Annotated in this window: 17 protein-coding genes; 9 read left to right on the top strand and 8 right to left on the bottom strand. The window is 62.8% G+C overall.

The genetic code is table 11. The features are described from left to right. Nucleotides 1-22 precede the first annotated feature (22 nt). The 3 genes from N554_RS0133410 to N554_RS0133395 all read left to right on the top strand — a co-directional run bounded on the left by N554_RS0133410 (nucleotide 23) and on the right by N554_RS0133395 (nucleotide 2,137). Nucleotides 23-250 (top strand): hypothetical protein, encoded by a 228-nt coding sequence (locus N554_RS0133410; RefSeq protein WP_029587418.1) that lies wholly within the window; start codon nucleotides 23-25, stop codon nucleotides 248-250. Between the two features lie 205 nt (nucleotides 251-455). Then, the gene (locus N554_RS0133400; protein ID WP_029587417.1) at nucleotides 456-1,379 is read left to right on the top strand and encodes an ABC transporter ATP-binding protein; all 924 of its coding nucleotides are present in this window, start codon (nucleotides 456-458) and stop codon (nucleotides 1,377-1,379) included. Then, nucleotides 1,376-2,137 carry an ABC transporter permease gene (locus N554_RS0133395; protein WP_029587416.1) on the top strand — a complete coding sequence of 254 codons (762 nt, stop codon included), beginning with the start codon at nucleotides 1,376-1,378 and terminating at the stop codon, nucleotides 2,135-2,137. Before N554_RS0133400 ends, N554_RS0133395 begins: the two co-directional genes overlap by 4 nt. Before the next feature lie 132 nt (nucleotides 2,138-2,269). On the opposite strand, the gene N554_RS0133390 is transcribed toward N554_RS0133395, so the two are convergent. Next, nucleotides 2,270-2,593 carry a hypothetical protein gene (locus N554_RS0133390; RefSeq protein ID WP_029587415.1) on the bottom strand — a complete coding sequence of 108 codons (324 nt, stop codon included), beginning with the start codon at nucleotides 2,591-2,593 and terminating at the stop codon, nucleotides 2,270-2,272. A gap of 372 nt (nucleotides 2,594-2,965) precedes the next feature. Here N554_RS0133390 and N554_RS0133385 point away from each other — a divergent pair, with 372 nt between their 5' ends. Further along, the gene (locus N554_RS0133385) at nucleotides 2,966-3,694 is read left to right on the top strand and encodes a L,D-transpeptidase (protein ID WP_029587414.1); all 729 of its coding nucleotides are present in this window, start codon (nucleotides 2,966-2,968) and stop codon (nucleotides 3,692-3,694) included. A 9-nt stretch (nucleotides 3,695-3,703) separates the two neighbouring features. Here N554_RS0133385 and N554_RS40675 read toward each other — a convergent pair whose 3' ends face one another. Then, the gene (locus tag N554_RS40675) at nucleotides 3,704-3,871 is read right to left on the bottom strand and encodes a hypothetical protein (protein ID WP_156042248.1); all 168 of its coding nucleotides are present in this window, start codon (nucleotides 3,869-3,871) and stop codon (nucleotides 3,704-3,706) included. Between the two features lie 28 nt (nucleotides 3,872-3,899). Further along, nucleotides 3,900-6,182 carry a fused MFS/spermidine synthase gene (locus N554_RS0133375; protein ID WP_029587413.1) on the bottom strand — a complete coding sequence of 761 codons (2,283 nt, stop codon included), beginning with the start codon at nucleotides 6,180-6,182 and terminating at the stop codon, nucleotides 3,900-3,902. A 267-nt stretch (nucleotides 6,183-6,449) separates the two neighbouring features. Here N554_RS0133375 and N554_RS0133370 point away from each other — a divergent pair, with 267 nt between their 5' ends. From N554_RS0133370 to N554_RS0133360, 3 genes are all read left to right on the top strand, one after another. Further along, complete coding sequence (locus tag N554_RS0133370) at nucleotides 6,450-8,051, top strand: phytoene desaturase family protein (RefSeq protein ID WP_029587412.1); 1,602 nt, start codon at nucleotides 6,450-6,452, stop codon at nucleotides 8,049-8,051. 90 nt (nucleotides 8,052-8,141) lie between these two features. After that, nucleotides 8,142-9,029 (top strand): alpha/beta hydrolase, encoded by an 888-nt coding sequence (locus N554_RS0133365; RefSeq protein WP_029587411.1) that lies wholly within the window; start codon nucleotides 8,142-8,144, stop codon nucleotides 9,027-9,029. A gap of 275 nt (nucleotides 9,030-9,304) precedes the next feature. Continuing rightward, nucleotides 9,305-10,192 (top strand): 50S ribosomal protein L11 methyltransferase, encoded by an 888-nt coding sequence (locus N554_RS0133360; RefSeq protein WP_029587410.1) that lies wholly within the window; start codon nucleotides 9,305-9,307, stop codon nucleotides 10,190-10,192. A gap of 3 nt (nucleotides 10,193-10,195) precedes the next feature. Here N554_RS0133360 and N554_RS0133355 read toward each other — a convergent pair whose 3' ends face one another. Then, nucleotides 10,196-10,381, bottom strand: coding sequence for a hypothetical protein (locus tag N554_RS0133355; protein ID WP_029587409.1), 186 nt, complete (start codon nucleotides 10,379-10,381; stop codon nucleotides 10,196-10,198). 204 nt (nucleotides 10,382-10,585) lie between these two features. Here N554_RS0133355 and N554_RS0133350 point away from each other — a divergent pair, with 204 nt between their 5' ends. Both N554_RS0133350 and N554_RS0133345 read left to right on the top strand, forming a co-directional pair. Further along, nucleotides 10,586-12,415 (top strand): aminopeptidase P family protein, encoded by a 1,830-nt coding sequence (locus tag N554_RS0133350; RefSeq protein ID WP_029587408.1) that lies wholly within the window; start codon nucleotides 10,586-10,588, stop codon nucleotides 12,413-12,415. A 284-nt stretch (nucleotides 12,416-12,699) separates the two neighbouring features. Continuing rightward, nucleotides 12,700-13,983, top strand: a complete 1,284-nt coding sequence (locus tag N554_RS0133345) for a multidrug effflux MFS transporter (RefSeq protein ID WP_029587407.1) — start codon at nucleotides 12,700-12,702, stop codon at nucleotides 13,981-13,983. 162 nt (nucleotides 13,984-14,145) lie between these two features. Here N554_RS0133345 and ligA read toward each other — a convergent pair whose 3' ends face one another. The 4 genes from ligA to lpxC form a co-directional block, all read right to left on the bottom strand. Next, nucleotides 14,146-16,293, bottom strand: coding sequence for an NAD-dependent DNA ligase LigA (gene ligA / locus N554_RS0133340; protein ID WP_029587406.1), 2,148 nt, complete (start codon nucleotides 16,291-16,293; stop codon nucleotides 14,146-14,148). A gap of 127 nt (nucleotides 16,294-16,420) precedes the next feature. Beyond that, nucleotides 16,421-18,094 carry a DNA repair protein RecN gene (gene recN / locus N554_RS0133335; RefSeq protein ID WP_029587405.1) on the bottom strand — a complete coding sequence of 558 codons (1,674 nt, stop codon included), beginning with the start codon at nucleotides 18,092-18,094 and terminating at the stop codon, nucleotides 16,421-16,423. Nucleotides 18,095-18,159: 65 nt separating this feature from the next. Continuing rightward, nucleotides 18,160-19,104, bottom strand: coding sequence for an outer membrane protein assembly factor BamD (locus N554_RS0133330; protein ID WP_029587404.1), 945 nt, complete (start codon nucleotides 19,102-19,104; stop codon nucleotides 18,160-18,162). A gap of 259 nt (nucleotides 19,105-19,363) precedes the next feature. Beyond that, on the bottom strand, nucleotides 19,364-20,323 hold the full coding sequence (gene lpxC / locus N554_RS0133325) for a UDP-3-O-acyl-N-acetylglucosamine deacetylase (RefSeq protein WP_029587403.1): 960 nt from the start codon (nucleotides 20,321-20,323) through the stop codon (nucleotides 19,364-19,366). Nucleotides 20,324-20,670: the final 347 nt, after the last annotated feature.

Below are 20,670 nucleotides of genomic sequence, written 5' to 3'. Positions count from 1 at the left end.
CTGAAATCGGCGGAAGCAGGCAATGAACGCATTCTCATTCGGCAGCGTCACGCGTGAACGCCTCGGCATCGTTTCCGATGAGCCGACGCCCGACAAATCGATAGATGCAGCGTGGATCGTTCTCGAAGCCGCAAACGACCTCGGGGATCAGGCCACCGTCGAAATTTGTCGACGGGTCATTGACGCGCAACTGAACGGGACGCCCGCCACCGCATCCGACTTGCACATCATCCTCAACTATTTCAGGTGAAAACAGTGCGGTCTGGGTTTCGCTGTAGCTTCGTTTGAGGGCGAATCACTCCCTCCTCCTCCTCGATTGACCTTCGTTATGAGTGCGGCGCTTGCGCAGTGGCGAAAGCGTGCCTATCTGTCGATGTTCGCCCCCGAGCCGGCCGAAGCGCCGCTTTCTACTGTGCCGCATTTTGCCGCATTTGCTGATTAGACTATCAAACCCCATGCCCCCCATCATATCCGTTTCCAATCTGTCGAAGACCTATGGCTCCGGTTTCAAGGCGCTTGACAACATCAACCTTGAAATCCGCCGCGGCGAGATATTTGCACTGCTCGGGCCGAATGGCGCCGGCAAGACGACGCTGATCAGCATCATCTGCGGCATCGCAAATCTCAGCAGAGGCAGCGTGACCGTCGGCGGTTACGATATCAACAAAGACTATCGCGGCGCGCGCTCGTTGATCGGCCTGGTGCCGCAGGAACTGCACACCGACGCCTTCGAATCGGTGTGGGCGACGGTCAGCTTCAGCCGCGGCCTGTTCGGCAAGCCGAAAAATCCTGCGCATATCGAAAAGGTGCTGAAGGATTTGTCGCTGTGGGACAAGAAGGACGCCAAGATCGTCACCTTGTCCGGCGGCATGAAGCGCCGCGTGATGATCGCGAAGGCGCTGTCGCACGAGCCGCAGATCCTGTTTCTCGACGAGCCGACCGCGGGCGTCGATGTCGAGTTGCGCAAGGGCATGTGGGAAGTGATGCGGACGCTGCAGGCCTCGGGCGTCACCATCATCCTCACCACGCACTACATCGAAGAGGCCGAGGAAATGGCCGACCGGATCGGCGTCATCAACAAGGGCGAGATTGTCCTGGTTGAGGACAAGGCCGGCCTGATGCAAAAACTCGGCAAGAAGCAGCTGAAGCTGCATCTGCAAAGCAAGATCGATGCGATCCCTGCGGCGCTCGCGCCCTACAACCTCGAACTGTCAGATCAGGGCCGCCAATTGATCTACAATTATGACACCCAAGGCGAGCGCACCGGCATCACCAGCCTGCTCGGCGACCTCAGGGACGCCGGCATCCGCTTCAACGATCTCGACACCAGCCAAAGTTCGCTGGAAGACATCTTCGTCAGCCTGGTGAGGGCGCCATGAATTTCACGGCTGTCCGCGCGATCTATCTGTTCGAAATGGCGCGCACCTGGCGCACGCTGCTGCAAAGCATCGTTTCGCCCGTTGTTTCGACGTCGCTGTATTTCGTGGTATTTGGCGCGGCGATCGGCTCCCGCATTACCTCGGTCGAAGGTGTCAGCTACGGCACCTTCATTGTGCCGGGGCTGGTGATGCTGTCGGTGCTGACGCAAAGCATCGCCAACGCCTCGTTCGGCATCTATTTTCCCAAATTCGTCGGGACCATCTACGAGATATTGTCGGCACCGGTGTCGTACTTCGAAATCGTATTGGGCTATGTCGGCGCGGCCGCGACCAAGTCGATCATCCTCGGCCTGATCATTCTGGCCACGGCCGGGCTGTTTGTGCCGTTGGAGATTCAGCATCCCTGGTGGATGCTGCTATTCCTGGTGCTGACAGCCGTGACCTTCAGCCTGTTCGGCTTCATCATCGGCATCTGGGCCGACGGCTTCGAAAAGCTGCAGATGATCCCGTTGCTGGTGGTGACGCCGCTGACCTTCCTCGGCGGCAGCTTTTATTCGGTGAACATGCTGCCGTCGGGCTGGCGCACCATCACGCTGATGAATCCCGTGGTCTATCTGATCAGCGGCTTCCGCTGGAGTTTTTACGAAATCGCCGACGTCAGCGTGACCCTGAGCCTCGGCATGACGCTGACGTTCCTGGCGATCTGCATGGTCACAATATGGTGGATCTTCAAGACCGGCTATCGGCTGAAAAATTGACGTTGGCGCGCGACAACTAACAGGTCATTCCGGGGCGGCTCGAGCGTCGAACCTGGAATCTCGCGATTCCCCGATCCGCGATTGCGCATCTGAGGTTCGCGCTAACGCGCCCCGGAATGACTGCTTAAGAATTTACCGATAGCAACGGAAACGGTTGTGGCGGTCATAGTAACCGCGGCAGCCGCGCCGCCAGCCGCGATCCGGAATTCCGAACACGCCCTTGACAGCTCCCATCGCGCCGCCGACGCCGGCCCCGACCGCGCCGCCAACCACGCCGCCCACCGGGCCGGCAATTCGATTGCCTTCATACGTCCCTTGCTGCGCGCCTCGGACGAGGCCCTGCGCATGCGCGAGGTGAGGGATCGCCAACAATGCGATGATGGCCGCGGCCGCAAGATAGAGTCTTGCGGGCAAACCGGTCGGCAGCGTCGCTGCCTTGACCCTGATCTTTCTCATTCCAATTCCCCGATGCTCGGCCGCGAATACGCCGCCGCTAAACTTCAACGCAGATCCGGGTAAATGGTTGCGCGACCGCGACGAATTCAAATCGGGCGGAAGCAGGTCCGGAGCTCAAGCAGGGCGAGCGAACTGAAATCTCGGAATTCCCCGGCGTGCTATTGCACATCTGGGCTCTGGTCCTTTGGACCATCCCGACGTTTGCAACCAGATAAAACCCCGCCTCCGCCTTGTTTGCGCCGTGGGGTACATGAACGATGGCCCGACCGGCCGCTGGAACCAAAACCGAATTCCGGGCATATTAATTCCGGGCATATTGATGGAGGCAACGGCGTGAGCGGCGCTGAATCAGGCCCGGAGGCCAAGGGTAAAATGCGTTACTTTTTCGTTGCTGTTGCTGGTCTGATGCTGTTCGCCACCGGCGCCGCGCAGGCCACGGTCTTCATCACCATCGACAAGAATGCGCAGATGATGACCGTCGCGGTGGACGGCATCGAACGCTACCAGTGGCCGGTCTCCACCGGCATCCCGTCCTACGAGACGCCCAACGGCAGCTTCCGCACCTTCCGCATGGAGGAAGACCACTACTCCAAGGAATTCGACGACGCGCCGATGCCGCATTCGATCTTTTTCACCAAGATCGGTCATGCCATTCACGGCACCGATTACCAAAGCCGCCTCGGTACCCCCGCGTCGCACGGCTGCGTGCGGTTGTCGCGCGCCAACGCCTCGACGCTGTATGCGCTGGTGCAAAGGGAAGGCGTACTCAACACCACCGTGACACTCACCGGCTCCTCCCAGATCGCGCTGGCGCGCAATCCGCGGACCCGCTCCAATACCGCCGCCGGCGATCCCGTCATGCTGACGCCGCAGCAGGTCGCGCCCGGCCGGGTCGCACCGCAGGCGCAGGCTGACCCCAATTACATTTATCCGGCGGACGGCAGTTCGGACGCCGCGCGCTATCCGGCGCCGCGCAGCCGGCAACTCTACGACGCGCAGGTCTATCAACAGCAGCAATATTACCGCGGCTCTGCGCCCCAATACGCGCCGCAGGTCTACGCGCCACGGCCGTCTCAGCCGCGTGGCCTGCTCACCTATTAGCGCGGACGTTCAGTGAATTACGCGGTACATCGGTGGCCGCGCGCGGACCGCATCGAGCAGCGACCAGTCGCCCTGCCCGGGACAAAGAATCCGCATCCTGGTATCGGCGAGATTCCACGCCACCGCCGCGCCCGATGCTCCGGAGCCGTTAATCAGGGCATCGACCTTATCATGCATCGAATTCCCCCGCGCAGTTGCTGAGGCTCTACTCTTCGCCGTCCTTCAGCCGCCGCAATAGCGCGCCGAGCACGTTGGAATAATCGTCGGTCCAGACCCGCTGTTTCTCGTCGGCTTCCTCCGGCGTCCAATCCTTTGACGACGCCAGCTTGCCGACGTCTGCCTCCTCGCGTGCGCAGACCACGACCGACGTCGAGAAAATGTATTCGTCGTCGCGGCCGGAATCCTCGTTGTAGACCCAGCTTTTGAGATCGTTGGCCTCGGCGATGCCGACCACGACGCTCGACAGTTCCAGATGCCGGTTCGAGACGTGCATCACCACCGCGCCCTGCGGCGCCAGCTTGTTCTTGTAGATCTCCATCGCCTCTTCGGTGGCGAGATGGATCGGAATCGAGTCCGACGAATAGGCATCGACGATGATCAGGTCGTAAATGCCGTCTGGCTCCTTGGCGAAGGTCAGCCGCGCGTCGCCGATCACCGGCTTCAGATCCGGCTCACAGTTTTGGATGTAGGTGAAATATTTCGGGTCGCGCGCGGTATCGACCATCGACTGATCGATCTCGAAGAACTTCCAGGTCTCACCCGGCTCGGAGGCGCAAGTGAGCGTGCCGGCGCCGAGCCCGATCACTGCGACGCGCAGCGGTCCGCCCTTGCGCTCGCGCACGGCCGCGATCGCCTGACCTATGCCGCCGTCCTTGTGGTAGTAGGTGATCGGCTCGGGCCGCCCGGTCACCGGCGTGCCGTCGTCGTTCTGGAATTTTTCGGCGCCGTGGATCGTGGTGCCGTGCATCAGCACGTGGTACTGGCCGGCCGGCGTCACCACGATCTTGTGGACGCCGAAAAAGCTGCGAACGGTTTCCACCCGCCCCTCGTCGGCCGGATAGACGCGGATCAGTACCAGCGCCAGCGTAACGGTAGCAGCGAGCTTCCAGCGATCCACCTTGGCCAGGATTGCCAGGATCATCGCGACAACCGCGACCGCGCCGACCAGATAGACCCGATTATTGTCCAGCCACGCAAAAACTTTGCCGCCGGTGTAGGATGGCGCGATCAACACCACCGCAACAGCGGCGAGAAACGGCCAGTACCAACGGCTCCAGCGGGGGGACCGCTCTTCCACCGCAGGCCGGCACAGCACCGCCAACGCCACCAGAATCGGATATTCCGCGACCCATGAAAAGGTGTACGGCGCGATAAGCCCCGCGAACAATCCGCCGACCATGCCGCCGAACGACAGCGCGACATAGAAGCCGGTAAGATATTTCGCGGCCGGGCGGGTACGGGCCAGCTCACCATGGCAGGCCATCGCAATGACAAAAAAACAAAGCTGGTGGCCGCCGAGCGTCAGCAGCAAATTCCGTTCGCCGCCGATCGCGAGCAGCCCGATCACGCCCATGATCGCCAGCGGCTGCACCATCAATATCCATTTGTGCGGCAGCAGCGGACGCGACTGGAATACCAGCACCCAGGTCAGCAGATAGAGCGAGAGCGGCAGCACCCAAAGCAGCGGCGCGGCGGCGACATCGGCGGAAATATGCGCGGTCACCGCGATCAGGAGACCCGACGGCACCGCGGCAAGGAAGATCCAGCGTGCCCGCAAGATCCACGGCGGCGCCGGTGCGTCGGTATCATCGACCTGCATGCCGGCATCAGCGGTGACAGGCGAGCGTACCAGCAGCACGCCGCAAGCCGCGATCAGCACGATCAGCAGGCCATAGCCGCCGGTCCAGATCAGGTTTTGCGTGCGCAGCGAGAACATCGGCTCGAGCAGCACCGGATAAGACAGCAGCGCCAGAAAACTGCCGACATTCGAGGAAGCATAGAGGAAGTAAGGATCCGGCCCGTTGGGGTGACCGGTGCGCACAAACCAGGCCTGCAGCAGCGGATTGTTGGCCGCCAGCGCAAAGAACGGCAGCCCGATCGAGACCGCGAACAGCCCCAATAGCCAGAATGCATAGCCCGATGTCGGCGGCTCGCCCCAGCCGCTCGCAATCGATAGCGGCAGCGTCAGCAGCGCGACCGCCTGCAGCACCAGATGGATTGCCACCGGAATCACGCGGTTGCGGATTTGCATCAGATAGTGCGCATAGGCATAGCCGGCGAGCAGCAGCGACTGGAAGAACACCATCGCGACCGACCACACGGCCGGCGAACCGCCGAGCCGCGGCAGCACCATCTTGGTGAAAAGGGGCTGCACCGAAAACAAGAGCAGCGCGCTGACAAAGATCGCGGCAGTATAGACAATCAGCATCAGCCGGTTTCTGCCCGCGGAAGGCTTGTCCGTGACAGCGAACGGATCAGGTAACGTCATAAAAACTCCGGCTTGAACCCGGCGGGCGCCGCCGGCGGGATTCCGGCAAGGCGCCCGCCGGAGCGGGCAATGGAGCATAGGGTGCCGCGACGGGCAATGCGGGACCCAAAATCGTCACTTGGCGCTGTGCTCTCATTGCCATCTTCGCTAATGATTGATGAAATTCCGGGGCGATGCGGAGCATCGAACCCGGGACCTCCAGATTTCACGATGTGCTATTGCACATCGGCGAATCACGAGGACCAATCAAACCTTCTTGAAACAGACATGACAGAAACCGACGTCATCATCATCGGCGCGGGGCATAATGGCCTCACTTGCGCCGCCTACCTGGCGAGGGCCGGCCTGCGCGTGAAGGTGGTCGAGCGCCGCAAGGTAGTCGGCGGCGCTGCGGTAACGGAGGAATTCCATCCGGGCTTTCGCAATTCGGTCGCGGCCTACACCGTCAGCCTGCTCAACCCGCAGATCGTTTCGGATTTAAGACTGCACGATCACGGCTTGCGGATCGTCGAACGCCGCGCGCAGAATTTCCTCCCCGCCCTGGATGGCAGCTATTTGCTGACCGGCGAAGGCCGCACTCAGGAATCGATTGCCAGGCTTAGCGAGCGCGATGCTGACCGGATCGATGCGTTCAGCCGCGACCTTGAAGCCATCGCCGATGTACTGCGTCTGTTCATATTGCGCGCGCCCCCGAACATCGTCGAGGGGGTTGGCATCGGCACGATCCGCGAAGCCGTGAATGCGATCGGTACCGCCAACATCCTGCGCCGGCTGAGGCTCGAGCAGCAGCGCTCGCTGCTCGATCTGTTCACGCGCTCTGCCGGCGAGATGCTGGACGACACCTTCGAGAACGATCTGGTCAAGGCGCTCTTCGGGTTCGACGCCATCGTCGGCAATTATGCCAGCCCCTACGCCGCCGGCTCGGCCTATGTGATGCTGCATCATGCGTTCGGCGAGGTGAACGGCAAAAAGGGGATCTGGGGCCACGCCATTGGCGGCATGGGGGCGATCACGCAAGCGATGGCGCGCGCCGCGCGCGGCCATGGCGCCGAGATCGAGCTCGATGCCGGCGTGCGCGAGGTGATCGTCGAACTCGACCGCGCGGTGGGCGTGATCCTCGACAACGGCGAAACCGTTCGCGCCAAATACGTCGCCTCCAGCGTCAACCCGAAGCTGCTGTATACGCGGCTGGTAGCGGCGGACGCGCTGCCGCCGGCGTTTCTCAACCGCATCAGGAATTGGCGCAACGGCTCCGGAACCTTCCGGATGAATGTTGCGCTGAACGCCCTGCCCTCGTTCACGGCGTTGCCGGGCGAAGGCGATCATCTGACCGCCGGCATCATCATCGGCCCGAGCCTTGGGTATATGGATCGCGCCTGGCAGGACGCCCGAAGCCGCGGCTGGAGCCGCGAGCCGGTGATCGAGGTCCTGATCCCCTCGACGCTGGACGATACGCTCTGCCCACCGGGCCAGCACGTCGCCAGCCTGTTCTGTCAGCACGTCGCGCCGCAACTATCAGATGGCCGATCGTGGGACGACCATCGCGACGAAGTCGCCGATCTCATGATCGCGACGGTGGATCAATACGCGCCGGGCTTCGCGGCAAGCGTGATCGGCCGGCAGATTCTGTCGCCGCTCGATCTGGAGCGCCAGTTCGGCCTGCTCGGCGGCGATATCTTCCACGGCGCGCTGACGCTGAACCAGCTGTTCTCGGCGCGGCCGATGCTCGGCCACGCCGATTATCGCGGGCCGCTAAAGGGTCTCTACCATTGCGGAAGCGGCGCCCACCCCGGCGGCGGCGTCACCGGCGCCCCCGGCCACAACGCCGCGCGCGTGATCCTGGGCGATCACCGGGCGCTGTTTGGCTGAGGGGACAAGGCCGGTTGACACCCAGGCAAGGGCGCGGATTCATAAGAGCGCGCTCGAACGCGCTCGGCTTCCCGGCGGGGAAAGAAACCCTTGGCTCAGAAAGAAATTGACGCGATCCGCGCGTTGCTGGGCGCAAAGCCGCGGCCCGTCGGATGGTCCGAACGGCGCCAGCGCTTAGACGAGGTGGGATCGGTTTGGCCGGTGGCCGACGATGTGACGCTGGAAACGGTCGACTGCGATGGCGTCCCCGGCGAGTGGTCGCTTGCACCCGGCAGCGACCCTTCCCGAATTTTGATGTTCTTCCACGGCGGCGGCTATTGCTCCGGTTCGATCCTGAGTCACCGCCGGTTGGTAACGGAAGCCGGCCGCGCGGCAGGCGTGCGCACGCTGGCGATCGGCTATCGCCTCGCGCCCGAACACCCCTACCCGGCGGCCCACGAGGATGCGATGACGGCATGGCGCTTCCTGCGCCGGCAAGGCATCTCGGCTGATCGCGTCGCGGTCGGCGGCGACAGTGCGGGCGGCAATCTCACGATTACACTCATCAGCAGGCTGCGCGCAGCCGGTGAGGCCTTGCCTGCCTGCGCGTGGCTGATCTCGCCATGGACCGACCTCACCATGTCGGGCGCCACGCTCGACACCAAGGATGCTGTCGACCCGATTATTCACAAAGCCTATCTCGCCGAATTGGCGGATGCCTATGTGCCGACGTCCGTCGATCGCAAGGACCCGCTGATTTCGCCGCTGTTTGCGGACTTGCGCGGCTTGCCGCCAACGCTGATTCAGGTCGGATCGGCAGAGACGCTGCTCGCGGATGCCACCCGGTTCGCCGCCGCGCTCGGATCTGCCGACGTCGATGTGAGGCTGGAAATCTGGCCGCACATGATTCACGCATGGCCGCTGTGGAACGCCAAGCTGGAGGACGGACGACTCGCGCTGGCGAGCGCGGGAGAATTCATCCGCGCCCACGGTGGATAAATTGTGGATAACCCGTGGGATGACCAGTGGAAAAGCCGGTGGATTTGTTGTGCAAATCCTGGGATGAGGCTGTGAACAATCGGCTTGAACTTCGGTGTATAGCCCTGTGAAGAAGCCTTGCAGGGGTTGTAGACAGGCTGTGAACACACGCTAGGGTCTCGGTTTGCGGACTGAAAATTCTTCCGCAGGACAGGCGGGTGTTGTCCTCATTTTGGTATGGGCTTCACCCGCGTTTGCCACGCCTGCCGCCTGCACCTATTCCCCCCGGAACATTGATGACTTCCCCGAGCACCCACCGCGCCACCTTTGCCATCGGCAGCGAGCAAACCGCGCGGCGCGTGGTCGATCTCCTCACCGAGAGTTTTTTTGAAGGCCAGGCTGTGACCGCGGCGTTCGAGGGGCCGGACGGGCGCTGGCACATCACCGTGCATTTTGCGGAGGCGCCCGATCAAACCTCGATCCGCGAACGCGTCGGCATTGCCGCCGGCGGCGACGCGGCACAGGACCTCACCTTCGATACAGTGGGAGCCAGAGACTGGGTGAAGGCCACGCTCGAAGAACTGGTCCCGGTTCGCGCGGGACGATTCGTCGTGCACGGCCACCATGACCGCTCCAGGGTGTCGCCCAACAAGCTCGGCATCGAAATCGAGGCGGCGCTGGCGTTCGGCACCGGGCACCACGGCACCACGCGCGGCTGCCTGTTGCTGCTCGATCACGTGCTGAAGGCGCGCCGGCCGAAGCGCGTGCTCGACCTGGGAACAGGTACCGGCGTACTTGCGATCGCGGCGGCCAACGCCTTGCATAGCGCGGTGCTGGCGAGCGACATCGATCCGCTCTCGGTTCGGGTGGCACGGGATAACGCCCGGCTCAATGGCACGGGAAATCGGGTGCAGACGATCCGTGCCACCGGGTTTTCAGCGCCGGAATTCGGAAAGCACGGGCCATTCGATCTGGTGCTGGCGAATATTCTCGCCAATCCCTTGAGGCAAATGGCAACGCCGATGGCGCGGCATCTTGCACCATCGGGGTTGGTCATCCTATCGGGGCTGCTGCCGCATCAGGCCGGCGCGGTCATCGCAGCCTACCGCGCGCGCGGGCTGGTCTTGCTTCGGCATCTCAGGATCGAGGGCTGGAGCAGCCTGCTGATGCGCTCCGCGCGGTGAAGCTCAATCCGCTGGTTTCTCTTGGCGGCGGGCGGTGAGGCCCTCCTTGTCACGTCTTGACCGCTTCACGCGTGCCTCGACGAAACGATCCAGGATCAGAACGATGACGCCGCGTTGCTTCCTGGCGATCAGAGGAATCGGGCCGCGGCGGATCGGCGGCGAAATCTTCTCAAACGTGAAAGCAGGCATTGTGTGTCCCCCTCGTCGTTGTGAATATTCCTGGAGCTCTCCCTGGATAATTCTCCTGGATACAGCCGGACGGGACGGCCTGTGACACCGAACCGTTCCATCCGGTCTAATGCAGGTGAAACAATTCAAGCATAACTTATGCCAAAATATGGCAAGGGGCCTCGCATTGCGGACTTCTCCCCGCGATCTTATGCTAGGCAGGCAATGTTCGAAGCTCGTTTCCAGACATTCGAGGAGCCCGAAAGCGGCGTGGCGCTGACCGCGCGGCTGGCCGCGTTCCGCGAGGAATTGGCGCGGCGAAAACTGACCGGATTCGTGATTCCGCGCGCCGATGCGCAACAAAACGAATATGTCCCGCCATCCGAAGAGCGGCTGGCCTGGCTGACCGGTTTCACCGGGTCCGCCGGCCTCGCCATCGTGCTGACCCAGCAGGCCGCGGTGTTCGTCGATGGCCGCTACACGCTGCAGGCGGCAAAGCAGGTCGACCGCAACGCCTGGGGCATCGAGCCGCTGGTCGAGCCGCCGCCCGAACGATGGCTGGAGAAGCATCTCATCCCCGGCGACCGCCTCGGATTTGATCCCTGGCTGCACACTTCGGCGGCAGCCGAGCGGCTGGCCGCGGCCTGCGCCAAGGCCGGCGCGGAATTGATCGCGGTCGACACAAACCCGGTCGATGCGGTGTGGACCGAGCGGCCGCCGCCGCCGGTTGCGCCCGTCACCATTCACGGTACGCCATTCTCGGGCGAAGCGGAGGCAGAAAAGCTCAGGCGTATCCGCCTCGAGATCATCAAGCTCGGCGTCGATGCGCTGGTGCTGTCGGATTCGCACGCGGTGGCGTGGACCTTCAACATCCGCGGCGCCGACGTCTCCCATACCCCGCTGCCGCTGTCCTACGCGCTGGTACCCAAGGACGGCCGTCCCACCGTGTTCATCGACCACCGAAAACTGTCGAACAGCGCACGCGATCATCTCGAGCAGTCCGCCGATGTCGAGGAGCCGGACGCACTGGCGCCAAAGCTTGCCGAGCTTGCCCAGCGGAGCGCGACGATTGCACTGGATAGCGCGACCGCTGCCGACGCCCTCAGCCGCCTGATCGGCGCTCAGGGCGGCAAGGCGGTGCGCGGCAACGATCCCGTCAGCCTGCTCAAGGCCGTCAAGAACAGCACCGAGATCGAGGGCACACGCGCGGCACACCGGCGCGATGCGGTGGCGCTGACGCGGTTTCTCGCCTGGCTCGACCGCGAAGCCCCCTCGGGTGCGCTGACCGAGATCGACACCGTCGAGGCGCTGGAGACATTCCGCCGCGACACCGGCGCGCTAAAGGACGTCTCGTTCCCGACCATCGCCGGAGCCGGGCCGAACGGCGCCATCGTCCACTACCGCGTCACCCGCAAGACCAATCGGCGGATCTCGCCAGGCGACCTGCTGCTGGTCGATTCCGGCGCGCAGTATGAAGACGGCACCACCGACGTCACACGAACCATCGCCATCGGCGAGCCGACGGCTGAAATGCGCGATCGCTTTACCCGCGTGCTGCGCGGCCATATAGCAATCGCGCGCGCGGTTTTTCCCGATGGTACCACCGGCGCGCAGATCGATCCGCTGGCGCGGCAATTTCTGTGGCAGGCCGGCGTCGATTTCGAGCACGGCACCGGCCACGGCGTCGGCAGTTATCTCTCGGTGCATGAAGGCCCGGCGCGAATTTCCAAGCTCGGCACCACGCCGCTGAAGCGCGGCATGATCCTCTCCAATGAGCCCGGCTACTACAAGACCGACGCCTACGGAATCCGGATCGAGAACCTGGAATTGGTCGTCGGCACCGACATTGCCGGCGCCGAGAAGCCAGTGAACGCATTCGAAACGCTGACGCTGGCGCCGATCGACCGCCGTTTGATCGATCTGAACATGCTGAGCGGAGAAGAGCTAAGCTGGCTCAACGAGTATCATGCCCGGGTACGCCACGCGGTCCGCCCGCATGTCGACGAGCCCACCAAAGTGTGGCTCGACGCCGCGACCGCGCCGCTCTCGCTGTAGGAAAAGGGCCGCGTTGTTGCAGGGCGCGCGCGTTACGCACGGTGCCGCTCCACAATAAACTCGTCATACCCCGCGAAAGCGGGGTACCCAGTACGCTGCGGCTTCTCGGCTCTATCGCTGACGCCTCTGGAATACTGGGTCACCCGCCTCCGCGGGTGACGACAATTGTGTGTGTTGCTGTGTGCGTTGCGCGTCCCGAAAACGGAATAGCCGCATTCCGAAACGGCCGTATTCCCCCTGAGGGATAACGCTACAGTCTGATTCAGGGAGTGGATCAGATTTGCATGCATGGAGTGATGGGCAAGCCGCCTGAAGCGGCGAAAAATAACACTACCGTCGCGACATCCCGGACCGTTCTGCTGCTGCTTGTCGCGATGACGGGCGTCGCGCCGATTTCGCTCTATATGCTGGTACCGGCGCTGCCCGTGCTGGCCACCACATTCGGGCGCGATATCTCGGTCGCGCAGATGACCGTGTCGCTCTTCATGGTCGGCATCGCCTGTTCGCAAATCATCATGGGCCCGCTGTCGGATCGCTTCGGCCGCCGCCCCGTGCTGCTGGCGGGTCTCGGCCTGATGGTGGCGGCGAGCGCTGCTTGCATCTTCGCAGAAACGTTGCCGCAACTGATCGCGGCGCGTTTTCTGCAGGCGCTGGGCGGCGCCAGCGGCATGGTGGTGAGCCGCGCCATCATCCGCGATCTCTACAGCCGCGACCGCATCAGTTCCATGATCAGCCTGGTCATCGCGGTCATGATGATCGCGCAGATGCTGAGTCCGCTGACCGGCGGTCTGTTGGAGATCGCCTTCGGCTGGCGCGCGATCTTCTACGTCATCACAGGCGCTTCTCTTTTGATCGCGGTGGCCATTGCGGTGGCGCTGCCGGAAACCCGCCGCGAGCGTACCGAAGCCGGCGGATTTCGCGGCGATGTCGGCAACCTGCTCACTAGCCGCGCCTTCATCGGCTATGTGCTGTGTCAGGTGCTGGCCTCGCAGATCATCTTCACCTTCGCCGGCGGCGGCCCCTATATCGTGGTCACCCAGATGGGCCGCTCCAGCGCCGAATACGGCGCATGGTTTGCGACCTCAGGATTCGCCTATCTGATCGGAAACCTGTTCTGCGTGCGCTTCGCGCCGCGTCATTCGCTGGAAAAACTGATCTGGTTCGGGCTGGCGCTGCAATTCGCAGGCAGCCTGCTGAACCTGCTGTGGGGCGTCACCGGGCTCAATCAGGCGCCGTCATGGCTGTTCGGCACCCAGATGCTGGTGATGTTCGCCAACGCCTTCGTGATGTCGAACTCGGCGGCCGGCGCCATCAGCGTCCGCCCCGAGGCGGCGGGCACCGCGTCGGGCGCGATGGGATTTCTGCAGATGGGGATCGGCTCATTGGTTTCGCAATTCGGCGCCTATCTCGGCGGCCACTTCGCGACCCCGGTGCCGCTCAATATCGCCATCGTCGTTTTATCGATCGCCTGCGCATCGACCATGATTTTCCTGGTTCCCCGCCGCAACGTCGTGGTCAGCGAGAAATTGATCGAGCAGGCCGAAGAGGAAGAGTCGGGATTATTGTAAATTGGGAGACACGCAGTCATCGCCCGGCTTGACCGGGCGACCCAGTACTCCGTGAAGTAGCTGTTCATCGCAACCGCCGCGGCGTACTGGGTCAGGCGCCTTCGCGGGTGACGACAACCGGGTGCGTGATGACAACCCAGTGCGCAGCGAAGCGACCGCGCCTCATGCCCCGACCAGCTTCAGCCACTCGTCTTCGGTCAGCACGGCGACGTCGTGCTTCTTGGCCTCGGCAAGTTTTGAGCCGGCGCCGGGACCGGCGACCACATAATCGGTCTTCTTCGACACCGACCCGGACACCTTGGCGCCGAGCCGCTCGGCCATGGCTTTGGCTTCGTCGCGCGTCATCTTCTCCAGCGCGCCGGTAAAGACCACGGTCTTGCCGGCGACCGCCGAATTGCTTTTCGGCTTTTCGGCATCGAGGATGGTGACTTCCCTGGTCAGCCGCTCGACGATGCCCCGGTTATGGCTCTCGCCGAAATAGGCGGCGACGCTCTTGATCACGGTGTCGCCGATCTGGTCGAGCGCGTCCATCTCGGCGATGGTCTCCTCATCGCCCTTGGCGACCCTGAGGCAGGCATCATGGAAAGCTTCCCATGAGCCATAGCCGCGCGCCAGGGCCAGCGCGGTGGTCTCGCCGACATGGCGCATGCCAAGCGCGTAGATGAAACGTTCGAGTGGAATCTCGCGCCGCCGCCTGATCGCCTCGAAAAGATTGCGCACTGAGGTTTGGCCATAGCCTTCGATCTCCTCAAGCTTGAGCTTCGCGTTGCGCGCTTCCAGCGTGACGATGTCGGCCGGCTCTCTTACCCATCCCTTCTCGAAAAAGAATTCGATCTGCTTCTCGCCCAGTCCGTCGATGTCAAAGGCGCGGCGCGAGGCGAACAGCTTCAGGTGCTCGATGGTCTGGTAGGGACAGGCGAATTCGCCGGTGCAGCGGGCGCGCGCGCCCTCCTCGCCGGTTGCGGTCTCCTCGCGCACCACGTCGGTATGCAGCGGGCACGGACACTTCTTCGGAAAGTGATATGGCTTGGCATCTTTGGGACGTTTGTCGAGCACCACGTCCACCACCTGCGGGATGACGTCGCCTGCGCGCTGGACGATGACGGTGTCGCCGATCCGGATGTCGCGGCCCTCGCGCAATTGCTCGCCGTTGCCGCCGATACCCCTGATGTAATCCTCGTTGTGCAGCGTGACGTTCTGCACGATGACGCCGCCGACGCCGATCGGCTCGAGCTTGCCGACCGGCGTGAAGGAGCCGGTGCGTCCGACCTGGATTTCGATATCCCGCAGCACGGTCATGGCGCGCTCGGCCGGGAACTTGTGCGCGATCGCCCAACGCGGCGTGCGCGACACAAACCCGAGGCGCTCCTGCCAGTCGATGCGATCGATCTTGTAGACCACGCCGTCGATGTCGTAGTCGAGATGCGATCGCTGGGTTTCGATCTGGCGATGGAAGGCGAGCAATTGCTCGACCGAGTGGCAAAGCCTGGTGAGCGGGTTGGTCTTGAAGCCGCAACGCTCGAACCATTTGATCATGCCGGACTGGGTGTTCTCAGGCATGTCGCTCATCTGGCCCCAAGCGTAAGCAAAGAAGCCGAGCGGACGCGAGGCGGTGATGGATGGATCCTTCTGGCGCAACGAGCCCGCTGCCGAATTGCGCGGATTGGCAAAGATGGTCTCGCCGGCCGCCTTTTGCCGCTCGTTCAGCGCGAGGAACGCCTGTTTGGTCATGTAGACTTCGCCGCGCACCTCGCAGATATCGGGCACGTTGCGACCTTTCAGTCTTTTCGGCACGTCCTCGAGCGTGCGGATGTTGGCGGTGACGTCTTCGCCCACGGCGCCGTCGCCGCGCGTGGCGGCGGTAACGAGCTCGCCGCCTTGATAACGCAGCGACATCGAGAGCCCATCGATCTTCGGTTCGGCGCTGAAGGCGATGTTGTCGTCGTCGCCGAGTTTCAGGAAGCGGCGAATACGGCCGATGAAATCGAGCACGTCCTGCTCCGCCAAAGCGTTTTCAAGCGACAGCATCGGCACCGCGTGGCGAACTTTGGCAAAACGCCCGGACGGCTGCACGCCGACTTTCTGCGACGGCGAGTCGCTGGTGACGAATTCAGGAAACCTGGCTTCGATCGAGTTGAGACGCTGACGCAGCGCATCGTATTCGGCGTCCGAAATCTTCGGCGCATCCTCCTGGTAATAGTATTTGTCGTGGTTCTCGATTTCGAGCGCCAACCGTTTCAGCTCGACCTTGGCCTGGGCCTTGGTGAGGGTGTCGATTGCGGGACGGGTTTTTGTTCTGGGTTTTGCCATCATGACTAATGTTCTGGTCCGTCATTCCGGGATGGTCCGAAGGACCAGACCTCAGATGTGCAATTGCACATCGGGGGAATCTCGAGATTCCGGGTTCGCCTGCGGCGCCCCGGAATGACCTTAAAAATCACGCCGTGGCTGCCCTGAGCAGCCGTTCCGCCGCCGCGCGGGCTTCGGCGGTGATCTCCGCCCCCGCCAGCATGCGGGCAATTTCCTCGCGGCGGTGATCGGCGGCGAGGGCATTGACGCGGGTAGCGACCCGCTTGCCTCTGTCGAGTGCGTCCTTTGAAATCAGCAGATGTTGATTGGCGCGCGCGGCGACCTGCGGCGCGTGGGTCACCGCCATCACCTGCACCTTGCCGGCAAGCCGCGCCAGCCGGGCGCCGATCGCATCCGCCACCGCGCCGCCGACACCGGTGTCGATTTCATCGAACACCAAAGTCGGCGCCGAACCGCGATCGGATAGCACCACCTTCAATGCCAGCAGAAACCGCGACAGTTCGCCGCCGGAAGCGACCTTCATCAAGGGCCCCGGCCGCGTGCCTGGATTGGTCTGCACCCAGAACTCGATACGATCGAAACCCTGCGGTCCCGGGGATTTCGGATCGGATTCGATCTGCGTCGTAAACGTTGCGCGCTCGAGCTTCAGCGGCGGGAGTTCGGCATTGACCGCCTTGTTGAGCTTCTCCGCCGACTTCGCCCGCGCAGCGGAGAGTTTGGTCGCGGCCGCGTTGTAGCGCTTGTCGGCCTCGGCCGCCGCCGCCTCCAGCTTCTTCAACTGATCGGCGCCGGCATCGATCAGCGCCACGTCGGCGGCATATTTCGCGGCCAGCGCCGCAAGACCGTCGACCGGCGTCGAATATTTGCGGGATGCCGCGCGTAGCGCGAACAACCGCTCCTCGATGCGTTCAAGTTCTGCGGGATCGAAGTCGGCTGCGACCAGCGCCGCGTTAAGGTGCTGGTCGGCCTCTTCCAGCGCGTTGATCGCCGCATCGATCGCTTTCACCGCGGGCTCGACCAGCGCCGGCAAATTTCCGGCGCGGCGCTCCAGCCGGCGCACGGCCGCTGACAGCGCCGCCACCGGCGAATGATTGCCGCTGACGGCGTCCTGCGCCTCGCGCAGGTCGGTTGCGATCTTCTCGCCCTGCATCATCGTGGTGCGGCGTTCGGCGAGCGCGGTCTCCTCGCCGTCCTTGGGCGCCAGCTTCTTGAGTTCGTCGGAGGCATGGCGCAGATAGTCCGCTTCACGGGCGGCACGCTCCATCCCGGCACGATGCTCGTCGAGCACGGTATTGGCGGCGCGCCTTGCGTCCCACAGCGCCTCCAGCGCCGCGACGTCCCTCTCCAGGCCGGCAAAGGCATCGAGCAGCTGCCGGTGGGTCGAGGCATCGACCAGCGCGCGCTCGTCGTGCTGGCCGTGAATTTCAACCAGCGCGGAGCCGACCGCTTTCAGGGTCTGCACGCTGATCGCCTGATCGTTGATGAAGGCACGGGTGCGGCCGTCGGCAAGCTGCACGCGGCGCAGGATCATCTCACCGGTATCATCGAGCCCGTTGTCGCTCAGGATCGCCGAGGCCGGATGACCCTTCGGGACATCGAACACCGCGGTGACCTGCCCTTGTTCGACGCCGTGACGGACAAGGCCGGCGTCGCCACGGCCGCCGAGCGCCAGCGCGAAGGCATCAAGCAGGATGGATTTGCCCGCGCCGGTTTCGCCGGTCAGCACCGCAAGACCACGGGCAAACTCGATATCGAGCCGTTCGATCAGGACGATGTCACGGATCGAAAGACGCGCCAGCATGCGAGGTCAGATCCTGGTGAGGTGGTTATCGCCAATCTGTCAGGAATTTCGGACAGAGGACGCTGTTAGCCGAGACCCAGCTTCTTGAAGGCCTTGGAGATGTAGGAACCCTTGTTCTCGCTCGGCTCGACGCCACCGGACTTTACAAGATTATAAGCATCTTTGTACCAGCGGCTGTCAGGAAAATTGTGCCCGAGCACGGCGGCTGCGGTTTGCGCCTCGCCCACGATACCGATCGCCATATAGGCTTCGGTCAGCCGGGCCAGCGCCTCCTCGACATGCCGCGTGGTCTGATACTGGGTGACCACGGTTTTGAAGCGGTTGATGGCGGCCGTGTAGTCGCGCTTTTCGATGTAATAGCGGCCGACATTCATTTCGCGGCCGGCGAGCTGATCGCGCGCGCCTTCGAGCTTGGCCTTGGCGCTGACGGCATATTCGGAGGTCGGATACTTGCGAATCACCTCTTCCAGCGCTGCGATCGCCTTCTCGGTGCGGCCCTGGTCGCGGGTAATGTCCGGAATCTGATCGTAGTGCGAGGCGGCGATCAGGTATTGCGCGTAGGCCGCGTCGGAGCTTCCCGGGTGCAAGGTGACGTAACGCGTCGCGGCGCCGATGCAGCTGTCGTAGTCGCCGGCATTGTAAAAGGAATAGGCCGACATCAGCAGCGATTTGCGCGCCCAGTCGGAATAAGGATGCTGGCGGTCGACCTCCTCGAATTTCTTCGACGCCGCCTTCGGATCCTTCCTCTGATTCATCAGGTACAAGCCCTCATTGTAGAGCTTGTCCGCGGGCTCCTCGACGAAGGTGTCGTCCTTGGCCAAAAACTTGTCCCACAGCGAGCCGGTGCCGCATCCGCTCAAGGGGACCGCAAGCACAACCAGACCCGCAGCCAGCCGCAACTGCCGCCCAATCCAGTTGCCCGCCGCAACTCGGTTGCGAGCAGCACTCCGGCTTCGGCCAGCGCCAGCCGATAACTTGCGTGGTTCGAGCGTCATACGCTGTGCCGACATGAATTTAAGACCCGACGCCTGTGATGCGGTGCCCGCCGCGCGCCCTGAACGGATCGTGCACGCCATGAGTGTCATGCCGCTGGCGCCGTGCCATGCAACTGCGAGCCTGTGTAGCCGAAAAAAGTCCGTTAACCAACCGGATACGTAGGCATTTCGCCCGGATTAAGGCGGTTGGGCTGATCGTGGCAATCATGGTTATTGCGGCAAATCAGGGTCGGGTCGGCGGTGCGCAGGAGACGCTCAGACCTTTCCGAGATGGTTAGGACACATCCGGGCTGTAAGCCGGGGCGATCATGCCGCCCACCATACCGCTGCCGGCTTCGGCGTGCGTGCGCGAACGACGGGCGGTTTCGCCCTCGATCACCCGCCAGGCACTGCGATCAGCCATCAGGGCCGTCAGTACCGCGTAATTGAGCTTGTGGCCGCCGCGCACCGAACGATAAGCGCCAAGCAGAGGCAGGCCGGCGAGCGCGAGGTCGCCGATAACATCGAGAACCTTGTGGCGCACGCACTCGTCGCTGTAGCGCAGCCCTTCGGTGTTGAGCAGACTGGTTTCGTCGAACACCACCGAATTCTCAAACGACGCGCCAAGGGCGAAGCCGGCGTTCCAAAGCCGAGCGACATCGCTCACGCATCCAAAGGTCCGGGCGCGACAAATCTCGCGGCGGAACCGTTCGGAGCTGAGATCGAGCACATAGCTCTGGCGACCGATTGCCGGATTAGTGAAGTCAATTTCGAGCTCGGCGCGGAAGCCGGCCCCATAGGGGCGCAACTCGCCGAACGAATCACCCATCGCGACCTGCACCGGCTTCAGCACCTGGATGAAGCGGCGCGACGCCGACTGTGTGAACATACCGGCCTGATCGATGGCGGCGACGAAGGCGGCTGCGCTGCCATCCATGATCGGGACTTCCGGACCATCGATCTCGATGGTGGCGTTATCGACGCCCATGCCGCGCAGGGCAGCAAGCACATGCTCGGCGGTTGAAACCAGCGGACCTTCGCGGTCGCCCAAGACGGTTGCAAATTCGGTAGAGATCACGGATTCGGCATTGGCCCGAATCTCGCGGTCGCAACCGTCCAGGCCCGTACGGACAAAAATAAAACCCGCATCCACAGGTGCAGGTCCCAAGGTCAAATTTACCGGTAGACCAGAATGAACGCCAACGCCCGTCACGGTGGCTTGCGACCGAAGCGTTGTTTGCCGGCTAAACTTCATTCAAATTGCCCACCACTGACTTACCTAAAGTTTAGAATGACGCGATTGCCGCGCCGATTCGTCTTTAAGTTTCCCCAAGTCACGCGAGACCATAGTCATTGCTCCAAACACCGCCAACTCACGCTTTTTTACGAATTGTTACCCCATCTCTGCCGTATTCATGACAAAGGTTAACCAAATTAGGCCGCTGTTTGGAACAGGTCTGGCGACACCATCCCACCACCAATACATAAATAACCGTTTAATATCAGTAGCTTGAGAAAGTCGCTGCGCCCCGTCAGCGCCCAAAAACAAAGGTCCCGGCTGCAACAGCCGGGACCTTTTTCGTCGCCGAATTGTAACGAACT

It is taken from the genome of Bradyrhizobium sp. URHD0069 (genome assembly GCF_000701345.1).
In the GTDB taxonomy this organism is placed as follows: domain Bacteria; phylum Pseudomonadota; class Alphaproteobacteria; order Rhizobiales; family Xanthobacteraceae; genus Bradyrhizobium.
This window is presented reverse-complemented; position numbering and strand designations above follow the sequence as displayed.

What these genes read in the sequence shown, in the direction of transcription:
- N554_RS0133410 (WP_029587418.1), top strand. Translation starts at nt 23, where the DNA reads ATGAACGCATTCTCATTCGGCAGCGTCACGCGTGAACGCCTCGGCATC.
- N554_RS0133400 (WP_029587417.1), top strand. Translation starts at nt 456, where the DNA reads ATGCCCCCCATCATATCCGTTTCCAATCTGTCGAAGACCTATGGCTCC.
- N554_RS0133395 (WP_029587416.1), top strand. Translation starts at nt 1,376, where the DNA reads ATGAATTTCACGGCTGTCCGCGCGATCTATCTGTTCGAAATGGCGCGC.
- N554_RS0133390 (WP_029587415.1), bottom strand. Translation starts at nt 2,593, where the DNA reads ATGAGAAAGATCAGGGTCAAGGCAGCGACGCTGCCGACCGGTTTGCCC.
- N554_RS0133385 (WP_029587414.1), top strand. Translation starts at nt 2,966, where the DNA reads ATGCGTTACTTTTTCGTTGCTGTTGCTGGTCTGATGCTGTTCGCCACC.
- N554_RS40675 (WP_156042248.1), bottom strand. Translation starts at nt 3,871, where the DNA reads ATGCATGATAAGGTCGATGCCCTGATTAACGGCTCCGGAGCATCGGGC.
- N554_RS0133375 (WP_029587413.1), bottom strand. Translation starts at nt 6,182, where the DNA reads ATGACGTTACCTGATCCGTTCGCTGTCACGGACAAGCCTTCCGCGGGC.
- N554_RS0133370 (WP_029587412.1), top strand. Translation starts at nt 6,450, where the DNA reads ATGACAGAAACCGACGTCATCATCATCGGCGCGGGGCATAATGGCCTC.
- N554_RS0133360 (WP_029587410.1), top strand. Translation starts at nt 9,305, where the DNA reads ATGACTTCCCCGAGCACCCACCGCGCCACCTTTGCCATCGGCAGCGAG.
- N554_RS0133355 (WP_029587409.1), bottom strand. Translation starts at nt 10,381, where the DNA reads ATGCCTGCTTTCACGTTTGAGAAGATTTCGCCGCCGATCCGCCGCGGC.
- N554_RS0133350 (WP_029587408.1), top strand. Translation starts at nt 10,586, where the DNA reads ATGTTCGAAGCTCGTTTCCAGACATTCGAGGAGCCCGAAAGCGGCGTG.
- N554_RS0133345 (WP_029587407.1), top strand. Translation starts at nt 12,700, where the DNA reads ATGCATGGAGTGATGGGCAAGCCGCCTGAAGCGGCGAAAAATAACACT.
- ligA (WP_029587406.1), bottom strand. Translation starts at nt 16,293, where the DNA reads ATGGCAAAACCCAGAACAAAAACCCGTCCCGCAATCGACACCCTCACC.
- recN (WP_029587405.1), bottom strand. Translation starts at nt 18,094, where the DNA reads ATGCTGGCGCGTCTTTCGATCCGTGACATCGTCCTGATCGAACGGCTC.
- N554_RS0133330 (WP_029587404.1), bottom strand. Translation starts at nt 19,104, where the DNA reads ATGTCGGCACAGCGTATGACGCTCGAACCACGCAAGTTATCGGCTGGC.
- lpxC (WP_029587403.1), bottom strand. Translation starts at nt 20,323, where the DNA reads ATGAAGTTTAGCCGGCAAACAACGCTTCGGTCGCAAGCCACCGTGACG.